The organism is Lentzea sp. NBC_00516 (assembly GCF_036346835.1).
In the GTDB taxonomy this organism is placed as follows: Bacteria; Actinomycetota; Actinomycetes; order Mycobacteriales; family Pseudonocardiaceae; genus Lentzea; species Lentzea sokolovensis.
This window is the reverse complement of sequence record NZ_CP107840.1, coordinates 155715-170679: the sequence shown is the minus strand read 5'-3', so window position 1 is coordinate 170679 and position 14965 is coordinate 155715. Positions and strand designations below refer to the sequence as shown.

Below are 14965 nucleotides of genomic sequence, written 5' to 3'. Positions count from 1 at the left end.
CCGTCAACGCACTCAGATGTTGCGCCGGTACTGGCCGCCCACCTCGAAGAACGCCTCGGTGATCTGGCCGAGCGTGCAGACGCGGGCGGCGTCCATCAGCACGGCGAACACGTTCTCGTTCGTCTGCGCCACCTCGCGCAGGCGGGCCAGCGCCTTCTGGGCCTCGTCGCGGTGCGCCGCCTGGTAGGCGCGGGTGCGGTCGACCTGCGACTCCTTCTCCTCCTCGGTGGCGCGCGCGAGCTCGATCTTCACGACCTCGCGTGTGCCGTCCTCCGGCAGGAAGGTGTTGACGCCGATCAACGGCAGCGAGCCGTCGTGCTTGCGCTGTTCATAGAGCATCGACTCGTCCTGGATGCGGCCACGCTGGTAGCCGGTCTCCATCGCGCCGAGCACGCCGCCGCGTTCGGAGATGCGGTCGAACTCCAGCAGCACGGCCTCTTCGACGAGGTCGGTCAGCTCGTCGATGACGAACGAGCCCTGCAGCGGGTTCTCGTTCGCCGAGAGGCCCCACTCCTTGTTGATGATCATCTGGATGGCCATCGCGCGGCGGACGGACGACTCCGTGGGAGTGGTGATCGCCTCGTCGTACGCGTTGGTGTGCAAGGAGTTGCAGTTGTCGTACAGCGCGCACAACGCCTGCAGCGTCGTGCGGATGTCGTTGAAGTCCATCTCCTGCGCGTGCAGCGAACGGCCGGACGTCTGCACGTGGTACTTGAACTTCTGCGAACGCTCCGCGGCGCCGTAGCGGTCGCGCATGGCCACGGCCCAGATCCGGCGTGCCACCCGGCCGATGACGCTGTACTCGGCGTCCATGCCGTTGGAGAAGAAGAACGACAGGTTCGGCGCGAAGTCGTCGATGTTCATGCCGCGCGCCAGGTACGACTCGACGTAGGTGAAGCCGTTGGCCAAGGTGAAAGCGAGCTGCGAGATGGGGTTCGCCCCGGCCTCGGCGATGTGGTAGCCGGAGATCGACACCGAGTAGAAGTTGCGGATCTGCTGCTGGATGAACCACTCCTGGATGTCCGCCATCATGCGCAGCGAGAACTCCGTGGAGAAGATGCAGGTGTTCTGGCCCTGGTCCTCCTTGAGGATGTCGGCCTGAACGGTGCCGCGGACGTTGGCCAGCGCGGAGGCCCTGACCTTCTCGTACTCCTCCGCGTTCGGCTCACGGCCTTCCGCGTCCTTGAACTTCCCGACCTCCTGGTCGATCACCGTGTTCAGGAAGTAGGCGAGGATCGTCGGTGCCGGGCCGTTGATCGTCATCGACACGGACGTCGTCGGCGCCACGAGGTCGAAGCCGTCGTAGAGCGCCTTCATGTCGTCCAGCGACGCGATCGAGACGCCGGAGGTGCCGATCTTGCCGTAGACGTCCGGCGGGGTGTCGGGGTCGCGGCCGTAGAGCGTCACCGAGTCGAACGCCGTCGACAGGCGCGTGGCCGGATTGCCCTTCGACAGGTACTTGAAGCGGCGGTTGGTGCGGAACGCGTCGCCCTCGCCCGCGAACATGCGGGCCGGGTCCTCGCCCTCGCGCTTGAACGGGAAGACGCCTGCCGTGTACGGGAAGAAGCCCGGCAGGTTCTCCTTGCGCAGGAACCGCAGCAGCGAGCCCTCGTCGTCGTAGCGCGGCAGGCTGACCCGGCGGACCTGGTTGCCGGACAACGTCTCCCGCGTCAGCCTGGTGTGGATCTCCTTGTCCCGCACCTTGAACACGAGCTCGTCGCCGGAGTACTGCTCCACCGTCGCCGGCCACGCCTGGAGCAGGTCCGCGGTGTCGCGGCCGACCTTGCGCTCGGCGGCGTCGGCGAGTTCGGCGATGTCCGTGACGCCCTTGCCCGCGGCTTCCAAGGCCTTCTGTGCTGCGGAGAGCTGGGTGTGCGTGCGCACAGCACCGACCTGTTCGTCGGTCTTGCGGTGGTAGCCGCGCACGGTGTCCGCGATGTCGGACAGGTAGCGCGCACGAGAAGCGGGCACGATCGTGGACGCGGACGTCGACGTCTTGCCGTTGACCGTCGCGAGAGAGCCCTCTTCCACCGCGAGACCGTGTTCGACCAGTCCGTCACGCAGGAACTGGTAGAGCGCCGTCACGCCGTCGTCGTTGAACGTCGCGGCGGACGTGCCGTAGACCGGCATCTCCTCCCACTTGACGCCGAACGCCTCGCGGTTGCGCACCATCTGCCGTGCGACGTCACGGCGCGCGTCCTCAGCACCGCGACGCTCGAACTTGTTGATCGCCACGGCGTCCGCGTAGTCGAGCATGTCGATCTTCTCGAGCTGTGACGCGGCACCGAACTCCGGCGTCATCACGTACAGCGAGAAGTCGACGAACGGCACGATGGCCGCGTCACCCTGACCGATACCGGGCGTCTCGACGATGACCAGATCGGCACCGGACGCCTTGCACGCCACGATGGCCCGCTCCAGGCCGTCCGGGATCTCGCTGCCCGCACGGCGCGTTGCCAGCGAACGGAAGAACACGCGGTCGCCGTCGAGGCAGTTCATCCGGATGCGGTCGCCGAGCAGCGCGCCACCGCCACGGCGGCGCGTCGGGTCGACGGCGAGCACGGCGATGCGCAGCTTGTCCTGCTGGTCGAGCCGGAAGCGGCGCACGAGCTCGTCGGTGAGCGACGACTTGCCGGAGCCACCGGTACCGGTGATGCCCAGCACGGGGACCTTGCGGGTGGTCTCGATGCCCTCGGCGCTGCCGGCCTCGATGTGCGTGATCGCGCGCGCCAGGGCCTCGTCCGCCCCCGTCAGCAGCGCGTCGTGGCTGAACGGCGCCGTGAGCGCGTGGTCGCACTCCTCGATCATCAGGTTGATCATGCGCGCGAGGCCGAGCGTCTGCCCGTCCTGCGGCGAGAAGATCCGCGCGACCCCGCGCGAGTGCAGCAGCTCGATCTCCTCCGGGACGATGACGCCGCCACCGCCGCCGTAGACCCTGATGTGCCCGGCGCCGCGTTCGCGCAGGAGTTCCACCAGGTACGAGAAGTACTCGACGTGCCCGCCCTGGTACGCGCTGATGGCGATGCCCTGCGCGTCCTCCTGGATCGCCGCGTTGACGACCTCCACCACGGACCGGTTGTGCCCGAGGTGGATGACCTCCGCACCCTGCGACTGCAGGATCCTCCGCATGATGTTGATAGCCGCGTCGTGGCCGTCGAACAGGCTGGACGCGGTCACAAAGCGCACCGGGTTCACCGGCTTGTGCAGAGTGGTCGCCATGAGAATAGTTTGACTTCCTACTATTGGACGTGCAACTGAGCGTGGTCCAGGTCTCTGTATCGAGCAGGAAACCGACATGATCCAGGCAATGCCCACAGGTTCGCTCGCGGAGCACTTCGCCCAGGTAGCGTGCGCGGCATGGCCGACGTGGACGACTACTTCGCCTCGCTCGACGCCCCGGCGCGAGCCGCGTTCGAACGGGTCAGGGCACTCGCGGAGGAGTTGGCGCCGGACGCCGAGCAGGGCCTGAGCTACGGCCTGGCCGCGCTTCGGCACAAGGGCAAGCCGCTGCTCGGGTTCAAGGCGGCGAGGGACCACCTGGCCGTGTTCCCGTTCAGCCCGGCCGCGGTGGACGTGGTGCGCGAGCGGCTGACCGGCTACTCGCTCTCGAAGGGCACGATCCGGTTCACGACGGACATGCCGCTGCCCGACGACGTGGTGCGCGACCTGATCCGGCAGCGGCTCGGCGAGATCGGCTAGCGAGCGTTCGCTCCCCACTCGTGGGCAAGGGCGGCCGCTTCGCCGCGGGAGCCGACGCCCAGCTTCTCCAGGATCTTCGCCACGTGGAACTTCACCGTGGACTCGCTGATGTGCAGGTCACCGGCAATGTCGCGGTTGCGGCGGCCGCGGGCGAGCTGACCCAGCACCTCCAGTTCCCGCGCGCCCAGCACGGTCAACGGGTCCTCGCGCGGGCTCTCCGGCGGGCCGAGCGGCACCTCGATCGTCACCGTCGTTCCCCACTCCGGCACGGCGTCGACCTCGACTTTGCCTCCGAGCGGCCCGAGGCGTTCGGCGACGCGGCGCGCGTCGAGGCTGCCGCAGGACAGGGTGCCGGGGCCGTCGTCGCGCACGGTCGCCCTCAGCACCGTCCCGACGATCTTCCAGCCGATGTGGATCCGGTGCACGCCCCGCTGGTCGTCCAGCATCGCGTGCACGGAGGACCGGACGACCGCGCCGGCCGTGGAGGCGATGTCGGTCGGCAGAACGCGGTCCGCGCCCTCCTCCGCACCGGGTGTGCCCAGGTCCAGCCGCACGTCCCGGCCGCGCAGGACGCGGCGCAGCGACTCGGCGAGCCGTTCGAAGGCGTCGCCGGTGCGTTCCTCGGTCTGCGCCCGGTCGAGGTCGGCGTGCGCACGCAGTTCGACCAGCGCGGTGACAGCGAGGTCGACGGCACGCGCACGGGCAGGTGCGTCGTCCACGTCGCGGTCGCGCAGCACGCCGAGCAGGGCGGTCAACGAGGCTCCGTACGCGTCACCGAGATCTGAGATGGCCACGGCACGCGCCGCAGCAGCTGCCCGAGACACGGCGATAGTCGCGGGCACGGCCTCGTTGCGCAGGGCCTCCATGTGCGCGGTGACGACGTCCCACAGCGCGTTGGCCGACGTCAGGTCCGTGTCGGGCACCGGGGTGTCCTCGGAGCGCAGGAGCACCAGGAGCGCGCTCGGCACGGAGAAGGCACTCACCAGCACCACGACCGGGACCTCGGCTCCGGCCAGGACCGCCCGGCCCTGCCAGGGCCCGTTCTCCCCTGCCAGCGACCTCAGTGCGGCGATGTCGGCGATCGTGACGGACGGCCCCGGTGACTCGCCGCGGAACTTGAACGGCGCGAACGAGCAGTTGGACAGCTCGGAGATCGCCCGGTGCGGAATGGCCCCGGCGAAGGCCGCCGACAGCTGCGACAACGTCTCGCACAACGGCGCCTGGATCACCTCGGCGGCCTTTGACAGGTCCATGGATTCCAGGCTAGTCCGCCCGACCAGGTGACCGGCTGGCCGTTCGACTAGGCGGGACTAGCCGAAGTACGGGGGCAGCAGACCTGAGACAGCGCTAGTGTTGACATGTCAACCAAAAGACGAAGCTCTGGAGTCAGCCATGAAGGCGATCACCTACACCACGTTCGGCGGCCCGGAAGTGCTGAACCTGACCGACGTCGAAGAGCCGCACGCCGGACCGGGACAGGTGCGGCTGAAGGTCGTCGCCGCGGCCGTCAACCCGCTGGACTCCAAGATCCGCAACGGCTGGATGCCCCCGGAGATGACGCCTCCCTTCCCCGTCACTCCCGGCCTGGAGGCCGCCGGGGTCGTCGACGAGATCGGCGAGGGCGTCACCGGCGTCTCCGTGGGCGACGAGGTCCTGGGTTGGGCCACCGGTGCCTACGCCGAATACGCCGTGGCCGGCGACTTCGCCCCCAAGCCCGCGAACCTCGACTGGGACACCGCCGCCGCACTGCCCGTGGCCGTCGAGACCTCGGTCCGCGTGCTCGACATCCTCAAGGTCGAGGCGGGCGACACCGTGCTCCTGCACGGGGCGGCCGGTGTCGTCGGCGCGGTCGCGGTGCAGCTCGCGGTGGCTCGCGGCGCCACGGTCATCGGCACCGCCTCGCCTCGCAACCACGACTACCTGCGTTCCCTCGGCGCCGTCCCGGTCGCCTACGGGGACGGGCTCGGCGACCGCGTCCGCGCCGCCGCGCCGAACGGGGTCGACGCCGTGTTCGACGCCGCCGGAGCGGGCGACCTGCCGTTGTCGATCGAGCTGCGCGGCGGCACCGACCGGATCGTCACCATCGCCGATCCCGCGGCCGCCGAGCACGGCGTCACGTTCTCCGGCGGCGGTGGCCCGTTCGGTGCCCGGCTCGCCGAGTACGCCCGGCTCGCCGCCGACGGCAAGCTCGCCGTGCGGGTCGCGCAGAGCCTGCCGCTGGCCGACGCGGGCAAGGCGCAGGAGCTGAGCGCGACCGGTCACGCGGAGGGCAAGGTCGTGCTGCGCCCGTGAGGTAATGATTGACCCATGACTCAACGTGTCGCGGTGACCGGAGGAAGCGGCAAGCTCGGGCGCGCCGTCGTGGCCGACCTGCTGGCGAACGGCTGGGAGGTCCACAACCTGGACCAGGCCGCTCCCCCGGTTCCCCAAGGCGAGTTCACCCGCGTCGACCTCACCGACTACGGCCAGGTCGTGGAGGCGATCAGCGGAATCGACGACAGGTACGCCGGGCTGGACGCCGTCGTGCACCTGGCGGCGATCCCCGGTCCGGGCGTGGCGCCCAACGCGCGCACGTTCCACAACAACGTGACAAGCACGTACAACGTGTTTGCCGCCGCACGGCTGGCGGGCGTGCGCAACGTCGTGTGGGCGTCCAGCGAGACGGTGCTCGGCTTGCCGTTCGACACTCCTCCGCCCTACATCCCGGTCGACGAGGAGTACGCGGGACGCCCGGAGACGTCGTACTCGCTGGGCAAGCTGGTGGACGAGACACTCGCCCAGCAGTTCTGCCGCTGGGAGCCGTCGATGAAGATCATCGGTTTGCGGTTCTCGAACGTCATGGAGCCACACGACTACGAGCGCTTCCCGTTCGACGCCGACCCCTTCGCACGCAAGTGGAACCTCTGGTCCTACATCGACGCACGCGATGGTGCGCAGGCTGTGCGCAAAGCGTTGGCCCACGACGCCACGGGTTTCGACGTGTTCATCATCGCGAACGCCGACACGTGCATGACGACGCCGAACGACGAGTTGGTCGCGCAGGTCTATCCGGGCGTGCCGATCAAGCGAGAGTTTGGTCCGCACGAGACTCTGCTGTCGATTGAGAAGGCACGACGGGTGCTGGGGTTCGAGCCGGTGCACACCTGGCGGTCGTGACCGTCCTGGCGAGCGAGGCCAGCTCGTCCGCGGCCAGCGCCCTGGGACCGCACTGCCTCAGGTGGTGCAGGGCGCGGGCGAGCAGCAGTTCGGCCTGCTGCTCGCACCACTTCCGCCCGCCGTCGACGGTCATGCCGGAGCTGATCGCCGCCGCCATCGGGAGCGTGCGACGGTCGGTGTCCGGGGCCAGCACGTCGTCCACGTGCCTGCGCGCCAGGCCGATGTCGTCGCCGAACTCCCTGAGGTGGCCCGCCTGGCTCGCGCTCGCACCGGCGGCCAGTGCGCCGAGCTCACAGGCCGCCGCGGTGAGCGAACTGCTCTTGGCCGCCGCCACGCCCAGGTACTCGGCCATGTCCACGTCGTCGCGTTCGTCCATCTCGATCTCCTGGACGTAACCGTCCACAACGGACATCAGCGCGACGTTGAGGATCAGCACTCCGGGCTTGGTGAGCCGTGCGCACGCCAGCGAGAGAAGCGCGTCGGCCGCCGAGACGGTCCTGTCCGCACCGAACACCTCCCGCGCACCCGTGCGCGCCATGAGGTCCACGTGCAGTTGTTCGTGCAGGTGCGCGAACTCCAGCGCGAGCGCGACCAGAGCCACGTCCGCGTCACCGAAGGCCTCGGCGGAGAGCAGCACGAACGCGGCCGTCGAGAAGTCCTGCCGGGCGAGGCCGAACTCGACCACCTCGCGCGTCTCGTCCGGAAGTTCCGCCAGCGCGGCCCGCAGCAAGGGCTCGACCGTGGCGCGGGTGCGCTCCAGGACGTCCTGCGGTGGCGCGACCAGGTCGATGCTCGTCATGCGCTTTCCTCTCAAACCCCGGGAAAACGACGCTAAACCCGCTGGTCGGACAATCAGGACCGAAAGCCACTGACGTGTTCAACAGAGGCACGATCCGGCGAGCCGGACTAGGTTGATGTTGACGGGTTGTCGTCACCATCACCCGACCGTGATCGTCTTTTTCCTGAGGGGCTGACCATGCGCTACACCAAGCTCGCCGGCATGGACGTGTCCGAGATCTGTCTCGGCATGATGAGCTACGGAGATCCGAAGCGTGGCGGCCACCCGTGGTCGCTGCCAGAAGAGGACTCCCGGCCGTTCATCAAGGCCGCGCTCGACGCCGGCATCAACTTCTTCGACACCGCGAACGTGTACTCGGCCGGTTCGTCGGAGGAGATCACCGGCGCCGCGCTGCGCGACTTCGCCCGGCGCGAGGAGATCGTGCTCGCCACCAAGGTGCACAACCGGATGCACGAGGGCCCCAACGGTTTCGGGCAGTCGCGGAAGTCGATCCTCGCCGAGATCGACAACTCGTTGCGCAGGCTCGGCACGGACTACGTGGACCTCTACCAGATCCACCGCTTCGACGGCACCGTCCCTCTCGAGGAGACGCTGGAAGCGCTGCACGACGTCGTGAAGTCCGGCAAGGCACGCTACATCGGTGCGTCGTCCATGTACGCGTGGCAGTTCGCCAAGGCGTTGTTCACGCAACGGCAGAACGGCTGGACGCGGTTCGTGTCGATGCAGAACCACTACAACCTCCTCTACCGCGAGGAGGAGCGCGAGATGCTGCCGTTCTGCGCGGACCAGGGCATCGCCGTGATCCCGTGGAGCCCGCTGGCCCGTGGCCGCCTGGTCCGTGACTGGGACGCGACGACCGCGCGCAGCGAGACCGACGAGTTCGGGTCCACTCTGTACCTGGAGTCGGACCGCGCGATCGTCGACCAGGTCGCCGCCATCGCCACCGCTCGCGGCGTGTCACGGGCGCAGGTCGCGCTGGCCTGGTTGCGGCGCAATCCCGTTGTCACGGCGCCGATCGTCGGCATCACCAAGCCCGCGCAACTCGACGACGCGGTGGCGGCGCTGGACTTCGAGCTGACCGACGACGAGGTGGAGCAACTGGAGTCGGGCTACCAGCCGCACCGCATCGCTGGCCACTCCTGACTCCGCGAAAGCGGATATACACTCCCGCTCGTGCCGAATCTGCGGATCAGTGAGGCCGCCGCGCTGCTCGGGGTCAGTGACGACACCCTGCGCCGGTGGATTGATCAGGGACGCCTCGCGTCCGTCGTGCTCGACAACGGGCGCAAGGGCGTCAGCGGCACGGAGCTCGCCGCGTTCGCCCAGAAGATGACCGACGTGGCCGAGCACGGCGCGACCGTGGCGGCCTCGGCGCGCAACCGCATGAAGGGCATCGTCACGCGGGTCGTCAAGGACGGCGTGATGGCCCAGGTCGACATGCAGGCCGGGCCCTTCCGCGTCACGTCTCTGATGAGCCGTGAGTCAGCGGACGAGCTCGGCCTGGAGGTCGGCAGCGTCGCGGTGGCCTCGATCAAGTCGACGCACGTGGTCGTCGAGATTCCCGAGTCACACCATTAGACGAAGGCGCTCTGCCCGGTGATCGCCTTGCCGACGATCAGCGTGTTCATCTCGCGGGTGCCCTCGAAGGAGTAGATCGCCTCGGCGTCGGCGAAGAAGCGGGCCACGTCGTAGTCCAGCACGATGCCGTTGCCGCCGAAGATCTCCCGCGACCAGGCGACGACCTCGCGCATCCTGGAGGTGACGAACGCCTTCGCGAGCGACGAGTGCTCGTCCTGGAAGATGCTCGCGTCCTGCAGCTTCGCGAGCTGCACGAGCATGCCCCACGACGCGGTGATGTTGCCGAGCGACTGCACCAGCTTGTCCTGCACCATCTGGAAACGCGCGATCGGGCGGCCGAACTGCTCGCGTTCCTTCGAGTAGGCGAGGGCGGCCTCGTAGGCGCCGATCATGACGCCGAGCGCCTGCCAGGCGACGCCGCCGCGGGTGGCGCGCAGGATCTCCGCGACGTCGCGGAACGAGTCGATGCGCTGCAACCGGTTCGCTTCCGGCACGCGGACGTCGGTCAGGGTGATCTCGGCGTTCTCGACGATCCGGAACGCGATCTTGCCCTCGATCTTCTCGGCGACGAAGCCGGGCGTGCCCTTCTCCACGACGAACCCCTTGACCTGGTTGTCGTCGAGGTCGCGGGCCCACACGATCACGTAGTCGGCGAAGGTGGCGTTGCCGATCCACTTCTTGGCGCCGTTGAGGATCCACGTGTCGCCGTCGCGCTTCGCGGTGGTGCGCATGCCGCCCGCCACGTCGGAGCCGCCGAGCGGTTCGGTCATCGCGAACGCGCCGATCTTGTCCATCGCGGCCATGGCGGGCAGCCAGCGGTCGCGCTGCTCCTGCGAACCGCCCGCGTAGATCGAGTACATCGCGAGTCCGTTGTGGACGCCGAAGAACGTGGCGACCGACGCGTCCGTGCGGGTCATCTCCATCGCCAGCATGCCGGTGAGCAGGTTGCTGACGGCGGCGGGGTGCTCGCCGTAACCCTCGTACGACAGGGCGGTGAAGCCGGCGCCGCGGAACTTGCCGATCAGCTCGTGCGGGAACTCGCCCTTGGCCCAGTACTCGTTGACCAGCGGCTTGATCTCGGTGGTCATGAACTCGCGAGCGCTCAGCAGGATCTTGCGCTCGTCGTCGCCGAGCAGCGCCTCGTAGTTGTAGAAGTCGGCGGTCAGCTGGTCTTCCAGGCGGTTCATCAGTTCTCCTCCAATGCCGTGAGCACGGCGAGCTGCTTGCGGTCGCGCGTCTCGGCGAGCGCCGAGTACGTGGAGGAGCCGTAAGCGTCTTCCACGGCCTTGATCAGCCGTTCTGGATCTTGTGAAGGGATGCCCAGCTCCAAACCCTGCATGGACTTCCCGATGTGCGTGGCGAGGTGCCGGTAGCCGCCGGGTCCGCCACCGAGGTGGGCGCCGAGGAACGGGCCGACGGTCGCCCAGCGCAGGCCGAGCGAGTTCGTGACGACGGCGTCGAGGTCTGCCGGCGTGACGACGCCCTGTTCGACCAGGTAGGCGGCCTCGCGGGAGAGCGCGGCCTGCAGGCGGTTGCCGACGAAACCGGGGATCTCCTTGCGCTCGACGACAGGGGTGCGGCCGAGCGAGCGGTAGAACTCGACGGCTTGCGCGACGGACTCCTCGCTCGTCTGCTCCCCCGGCACGACCTCGACCAGCGGGATCACGTGCGGCGGGTTGAACGGGTGTCCGATCAGGACGCGCGAGCCGTCGATGCCCTCGGTGAACGCGCTGGACGGGATCGCGGACGACGAACTGAGCAGCAGTGCGTGCTCCGCGGCTTCCCTGACGAGTTCGGCGAACAGGTTCTTCTTGAACTCGAGGTTCTCCGGGCCGTTCTCCTGCACGAAGTCCGCGTCCCGCACGGCTTCCGCGACGCTCGACGCGATCTGCACGCCGTCCGGGACGACGTCCGCGAGATCCGGGCGCGGGTCGGTGATCCGCACGGTCAGGCCGTGCTCCACGAACAGGCGGGCCCACGAGAGACCGATGACACCTGCTCCGACGACTGCGACGGTTTTCATGCTTCCTCCAAGTAGTTGTGAACCGGCTTGGCGGGAGCGAGCGTCAGGTCGGTGATGACGTGGCTGGCGGACACGACCTCCAGCACCGGGAGGTCGGCGAGCGGCGCGAGGACGTGCTGGAACAGCTGCAGGCGCGCCGGGCCCGTGTACGCGGCCTTGACCACGACGTCGGTGATCTCCGTGCGCACGAGCTCCTGGACCCGCGGCGTTCCGTCATAGTCAGGGATGGTCTTCAGCATGAAGGTTGGAACCGTGATCTCCGCCTCAGCCTGACGACGGTCCAGTTCGAACTGCTTGTAACCCATGGTCGCGGTCGCCACCCGCAGCGTCCCGTAGTCGAGGGTGCCGACCAGTGCGCCGCTGTCGGCGTAGAGCTTCGGCGACCCCATGACCTTCGGGTAGGCGCTGACCTCGCGGCCGGACGCGGTGGCGGCGAAGCTGTCGAGGTACATGGCGTGCAGGTACTCGCCGCGTTCGCCGTCGAAGACGACCGGGATCGCCTGGCCGGCCTCGGTGTACGGGCCGTAGCCGGTGACGTCGTTCATCCTCATGACCTCGAACCGGACGAGCGGCTCGTCGATCTCCAGCGGCGCGGGGACGACGGCCCGCAGCGCCTCCGGATCGGTCCGGTAGACGATGTTCAGGTACTCGCGGTCGAAGAACCGGGGCTGCACGGCGGGGAAGGCCGGTGCGCTCAGCGGTGTGATGCCGAGGTTCATGTCAGCGTCCTGTCCACTGTGGAGTGCGACGCTCGGCGAACGCGGTCATGCCCTCGCGGACGTCGGCCGTGGTCATCAGCTTCGCGCTCTCGGTGCGTTGCGCGGCCCAAGGGTCTTGGGAGCGCACGACCTTCTTGACGGCGGCGAGCGCCAGCGGGGCGTTCAGGGCGATCTGCTCGGCCAGCTGGAGTGCGATCGCGGCGGCCTCGCCGTTCGGCACGACCCTGTTGGCGATGCCCAGCGTGCCCGCCCGGACGCCGTCGATCGGCTCGCCGGTCAGCAGGATCTCCATGGCCAGGTGGTGCGGGATCCGTTGCGGCAGGCGGACGACTCCCCCGGCGGCGGCGATCAGGCCCCGCTTCACCTCTGGCAGCCCGAACTTCGCGTCCTGCGCGGCGACGATCAGGTCGCAGCCCAGTGCCAGCTCGAACCCGCCGCCCAGCGCGAAGCCCTCGACCGCGGCGATCAGCGGCTTGGTGAGCTCGGCCTCGGTGAGACCGCCGAGGCCGCGATCGCCGACCACCGGCGACTCGCCCTTCAGCGCGGCCTTGAGGTCCATGCCCGCGCTGAACGAGCCACCCGCCCCGGTGAGCACGCCCACGCGCAGTTCCGGCGTGGCCTCGAGCTCGTCCAGCGCGGCGGAGAGCTTCGTCGCGACAGCCGCGTTCACGGCGTTGCGAGCCTCCGGCCGGTCGATCGTGATCAGCAGCGCCGAGCCGACGCGTTCGGTGCGAACCTCAGTCATGACAGCACTCCGTTTTCGAGTTCGGCGAGCACTTCTGCGGTGTCCTGCCCCGGCAGCGGGGCGAGCCTGCGGACGGTGGCGGGGGTGGCGGAGAACCGGACTGGGATGCCGATCGACCGGATCTCGCCCTCGCTCGGGTGCCGCACGACGTCGAGGAGGTGACCGTCGCGGACGTAGGGGTCCTCGTGCGCCTTGTCGAGCTCCAGCACCGGTCCGAACGGGATGCTGTGCTTCGCGCACACCTCGGCCCAGTCCTCGGTGGACAGTGCGGGCGCGCACTCGTCGACCAGGCCCATCAGGTCGTCGCTGTCACCGGGATCGATCCGCTCACCGGCGACGCGCGGGTCCTCGACCAGGTCGGGACGCTCCGCGGCGGCGAAGAAGTCGCGGAAGTTCTGCGGGTTGTACGGAACGACGCAGGCGAGGCCGTCCTTGGTGTGCACGGCGTGGTGGCCCTTGGCCATCGACAGGGTGAAGCCCGTCGGCCCCTCCTCCGGCACGAACGCGTGGCCAGCGAGGTGCTCGACCAGGTTGAACGCGATCATCGTGTCCGCCATGGGGATCTCGACCCGCTGCCCCTCACCGGTCGAGTTCCGGTGCACCAGCGCGGCGAGCACGCTGTAGGCGATGGTCAGCGACGACACCTTGTCGCCGATGATCGTCGGCAGGTAGACGGGCCGCCCGATGGCGCGGTTCGCGATGTCGACCAGGCCGGACGCGCCCTGGATCGTCTCGTCGTAGGCCGCGACGCCGGCGCGGTCGGAGTCGCCGCGGAAGCCCTGGGCGTGGGCGTAGATCAGGCCGGGGTTGCGCTCGGCGACGTCGGCGTAGTTCAGGCCGAGCCTGCTCAGCGCGCCGGGACGCATGTTGGTGATCAGCACGTCGGCCGTGTCGATCAGTTCGAGGGCGGTCTCGCGGTCGTTCTCGTCCTTGAGGTTGAGGGCGACGCTGCGCTTGTTCCGGTTGACGTTGAGGCTCAACGAGGTCATGCCCGGCGTGGTGCGGTAGCGGCCGTTGCGGACGGTGTCCACAGGCGACTCGATCTTGATCACGTCGGCGCCGAGGTCTCCGAGGATCTGGGCCGCGTACGGGCCCATGACCACGGTCGAGAGGTCGATCACCCGCACGCCGTCCAGCGGACCGGCGGTGATGTCCTTCATCGTTCGTCCTTTCGCACCTGTTCGTTCTTGCACCTCCGAAGTTAGTGACGAACGACGAGAAAGGGAACGATCATGTCGCGAACAATGGTATGACCACAGCGGTCACACCATTGTTCATTTGATTATCGGCTCGGAGAAGACTTCTTTCGCGACCGCGACGAGTTCCTCGATGTCGCCGCCGTCGCCTCGGTCGCGCCGCCACAGCAGTCCGGTGTCGAGCTGCGCGCGGAAGTCCTCGAACGGCAGGACAGCCATGTTCTCCAGGCGATATCCCCGCATCGAGCTGTCCTCGTCGAGCATCGAGACGGAGAACCCGAGCCCGCCCGACACGATCTCCGAGGTGCCCTGGTAGCCGGTGTTGCTCAGCTGGATGCGCTTTTTGATGCCCAGTTCGTGCAGTTGTCGGTCGAGCTGCTCGAAATACGCGGGCATGATTTCCTCCGGCGACTTCGCGTACGCCAGATCGGCGAGATCGGCCAGTTTGACCGATTCACGGCCTTCGAACCGGTCGGCGGGCACCACCGCGCCGAGACGTTCCGACATCACGTGCAGGGTGTCGAGGGAGGCCTCCTGCACGGGCAGCCGGGCCAGCGTGAGCGCGAGCCTGCCGTCCTTCACCGCCGCGACGAGGTCCGTGGTCGTCCCCGGCCAGCGCTTGACCTCGAACCGGCCGTCGACCCGCTCCGCGAGGAGGGTCAGCCGTTCCCGCAGCGCCGGGTGGAGTCCGGCCGGCACGCCGACGAACACAGTCGACCTGGTGGGCTGCGTGGCCTGGTCGAGGCGCCATCTGATCGACCCGACGCGGTCGAGCACGTCCCGCGCGATCGGCAGCAGGGCCGCGCCCGCGTCCGTCAGCGCCACGTGGTGGGTGCTGCGGTCGAAAAGCTGACGGCCCAGCTCGTGTTCGAGGTCCTTGACGCGCTGGCTCAGCGGCGACGCGGCCATGTGCAGCTTGCGCGCGGCGGCCGAGAAGTTCAGTTCCTCGGCGACCGCCACGAAGTACCTGAGGTGCAGCAGTTCCACGTGATCCAGACTAGGCCGTTCGGAGCACGGACTCGTCACCGTGACGCGCGGCGCCCGGCTACC

Annotated in this window: 14 protein-coding genes; 5 read left to right on the top strand and 9 right to left on the bottom strand. The window is 68.6% G+C overall.

Annotated features, from left to right (window positions below; translation table 11 throughout):
* Positions 1 to 12 precede the first annotated feature (12 nt).
* Positions 13 to 3219 carry a fused isobutyryl-CoA mutase/GTPase IcmF gene (icmF, locus tag OG205_RS00795; RefSeq protein ID WP_330274263.1) on the bottom strand — a complete coding sequence of 1069 codons (3207 nt, stop codon included), beginning with the start codon at positions 3217 to 3219 and terminating at the stop codon, positions 13 to 15.
* A gap of 138 nt (positions 3220 to 3357) precedes the next feature.
* Here icmF and OG205_RS00790 point away from each other — a divergent pair, with 138 nt between their 5' ends.
* Positions 3358 to 3699 (top strand): iron chaperone, encoded by a 342-nt coding sequence (locus OG205_RS00790; protein WP_319981291.1) that lies wholly within the window; start codon positions 3358 to 3360, stop codon positions 3697 to 3699.
* On the opposite strand, the gene OG205_RS00785 is transcribed toward OG205_RS00790, so the two are convergent.
* Positions 3696 to 4952 carry a LuxR C-terminal-related transcriptional regulator gene (locus tag OG205_RS00785; protein ID WP_330274262.1) on the bottom strand — a complete coding sequence of 419 codons (1257 nt, stop codon included), beginning with the start codon at positions 4950 to 4952 and terminating at the stop codon, positions 3696 to 3698. The genes OG205_RS00790 and OG205_RS00785 overlap by 4 nt on opposite strands.
* A 139-nt stretch (positions 4953 to 5091) precedes the next feature.
* Between OG205_RS00785 and OG205_RS00780 the strand changes: the two genes are divergently transcribed.
* On the top strand, positions 5092 to 5991 hold the full coding sequence (locus OG205_RS00780) for an NADP-dependent oxidoreductase (protein WP_330274261.1): 900 nt from the start codon (positions 5092 to 5094) through the stop codon (positions 5989 to 5991).
* 15 nt (positions 5992 to 6006) lie between these two features.
* Complete coding sequence (locus OG205_RS00775) at positions 6007 to 6855, top strand: NAD-dependent epimerase/dehydratase family protein (protein WP_330274260.1); 849 nt, start codon at positions 6007 to 6009, stop codon at positions 6853 to 6855.
* Here the strand turns inward: OG205_RS00775 and OG205_RS00770 are convergent.
* Entirely contained in the window at positions 6761 to 7654 is an 894-nt protein-coding gene (locus OG205_RS00770; RefSeq protein WP_330274259.1) for a polyprenyl synthetase family protein, read from the bottom strand. The two genes, OG205_RS00775 and OG205_RS00770, sit on opposite strands and share 95 nt — an antisense overlap.
* A 177-nt stretch (positions 7655 to 7831) precedes the next feature.
* Between OG205_RS00770 and OG205_RS00765 the strand changes: the two genes are divergently transcribed.
* Together OG205_RS00765 and OG205_RS00760 are read left to right on the top strand one after the other, a co-directional pair.
* On the top strand, positions 7832 to 8797 hold the full coding sequence (locus OG205_RS00765; protein WP_330274258.1) for an aldo/keto reductase: 966 nt from the start codon (positions 7832 to 7834) through the stop codon (positions 8795 to 8797).
* Positions 8798 to 8827: 30 nt separating this feature from the next.
* The gene (locus OG205_RS00760) at positions 8828 to 9232 is read left to right on the top strand and encodes a TOBE domain-containing protein (protein WP_330274257.1); all 405 of its coding nucleotides are present in this window, start codon (positions 8828 to 8830) and stop codon (positions 9230 to 9232) included.
* Here OG205_RS00760 and OG205_RS00755 read toward each other — a convergent pair.
* From OG205_RS00755 to OG205_RS00730, 6 genes are all read right to left on the bottom strand, one after another.
* Positions 9229 to 10419, bottom strand: a complete 1191-nt coding sequence (locus OG205_RS00755; RefSeq protein WP_330274256.1) for an acyl-CoA dehydrogenase family protein — start codon at positions 10417 to 10419, stop codon at positions 9229 to 9231. The genes OG205_RS00760 and OG205_RS00755 overlap by 4 nt on opposite strands.
* Positions 10419 to 11255 carry a 3-hydroxyacyl-CoA dehydrogenase NAD-binding domain-containing protein gene (locus OG205_RS00750; RefSeq protein WP_330274255.1) on the bottom strand — a complete coding sequence of 279 codons (837 nt, stop codon included), beginning with the start codon at positions 11253 to 11255 and terminating at the stop codon, positions 10419 to 10421. Before OG205_RS00750 ends, OG205_RS00755 begins: the two co-directional genes overlap by 1 nt.
* Positions 11252 to 11974 carry an acetoacetate decarboxylase gene (locus OG205_RS00745; protein ID WP_330274254.1) on the bottom strand — a complete coding sequence of 241 codons (723 nt, stop codon included), beginning with the start codon at positions 11972 to 11974 and terminating at the stop codon, positions 11252 to 11254. The genes OG205_RS00750 and OG205_RS00745 overlap by 4 nt, the downstream gene beginning before the upstream one ends.
* A gap of 1 nt (position 11975) precedes the next feature.
* Positions 11976 to 12719 carry a crotonase/enoyl-CoA hydratase family protein gene (locus OG205_RS00740; protein ID WP_330274253.1) on the bottom strand — a complete coding sequence of 248 codons (744 nt, stop codon included), beginning with the start codon at positions 12717 to 12719 and terminating at the stop codon, positions 11976 to 11978.
* Positions 12716 to 13879: a CaiB/BaiF CoA transferase family protein gene (locus OG205_RS00735; RefSeq protein WP_330274252.1), complete on the bottom strand. Its 1164-nt coding sequence runs from the start codon at positions 13877 to 13879 to the stop codon at positions 12716 to 12718. Before OG205_RS00735 ends, OG205_RS00740 begins: the two co-directional genes overlap by 4 nt.
* 114 nt (positions 13880 to 13993) lie before the next feature.
* Positions 13994 to 14902 carry a LysR family transcriptional regulator gene (locus OG205_RS00730; RefSeq protein WP_330274251.1) on the bottom strand — a complete coding sequence of 303 codons (909 nt, stop codon included), beginning with the start codon at positions 14900 to 14902 and terminating at the stop codon, positions 13994 to 13996.
* Positions 14903 to 14965: the final 63 nt, after the last annotated feature.

What these genes read in the sequence shown, in the direction of transcription:
- icmF (WP_330274263.1), bottom strand. Translation starts at nt 3,219, where the DNA reads ATGGCGACCACTCTGCACAAGCCGGTGAACCCGGTGCGCTTTGTGACC.
- OG205_RS00790 (WP_319981291.1), top strand. Translation starts at nt 3,358, where the DNA reads ATGGCCGACGTGGACGACTACTTCGCCTCGCTCGACGCCCCGGCGCGA.
- OG205_RS00785 (WP_330274262.1), bottom strand. Translation starts at nt 4,952, where the DNA reads ATGGACCTGTCAAAGGCCGCCGAGGTGATCCAGGCGCCGTTGTGCGAG.
- OG205_RS00780 (WP_330274261.1), top strand. Translation starts at nt 5,092, where the DNA reads ATGAAGGCGATCACCTACACCACGTTCGGCGGCCCGGAAGTGCTGAAC.
- OG205_RS00775 (WP_330274260.1), top strand. Translation starts at nt 6,007, where the DNA reads ATGACTCAACGTGTCGCGGTGACCGGAGGAAGCGGCAAGCTCGGGCGC.
- OG205_RS00770 (WP_330274259.1), bottom strand. Translation starts at nt 7,654, where the DNA reads ATGACGAGCATCGACCTGGTCGCGCCACCGCAGGACGTCCTGGAGCGC.
- OG205_RS00765 (WP_330274258.1), top strand. Translation starts at nt 7,832, where the DNA reads ATGCGCTACACCAAGCTCGCCGGCATGGACGTGTCCGAGATCTGTCTC.
- OG205_RS00755 (WP_330274256.1), bottom strand. Translation starts at nt 10,419, where the DNA reads ATGAACCGCCTGGAAGACCAGCTGACCGCCGACTTCTACAACTACGAG.
- OG205_RS00750 (WP_330274255.1), bottom strand. Translation starts at nt 11,255, where the DNA reads ATGAAAACCGTCGCAGTCGTCGGAGCAGGTGTCATCGGTCTCTCGTGG.
- OG205_RS00745 (WP_330274254.1), bottom strand. Translation starts at nt 11,974, where the DNA reads ATGAACCTCGGCATCACACCGCTGAGCGCACCGGCCTTCCCCGCCGTG.
- OG205_RS00740 (WP_330274253.1), bottom strand. Translation starts at nt 12,719, where the DNA reads ATGACTGAGGTTCGCACCGAACGCGTCGGCTCGGCGCTGCTGATCACG.
- OG205_RS00735 (WP_330274252.1), bottom strand. Translation starts at nt 13,879, where the DNA reads ATGAAGGACATCACCGCCGGTCCGCTGGACGGCGTGCGGGTGATCGAC.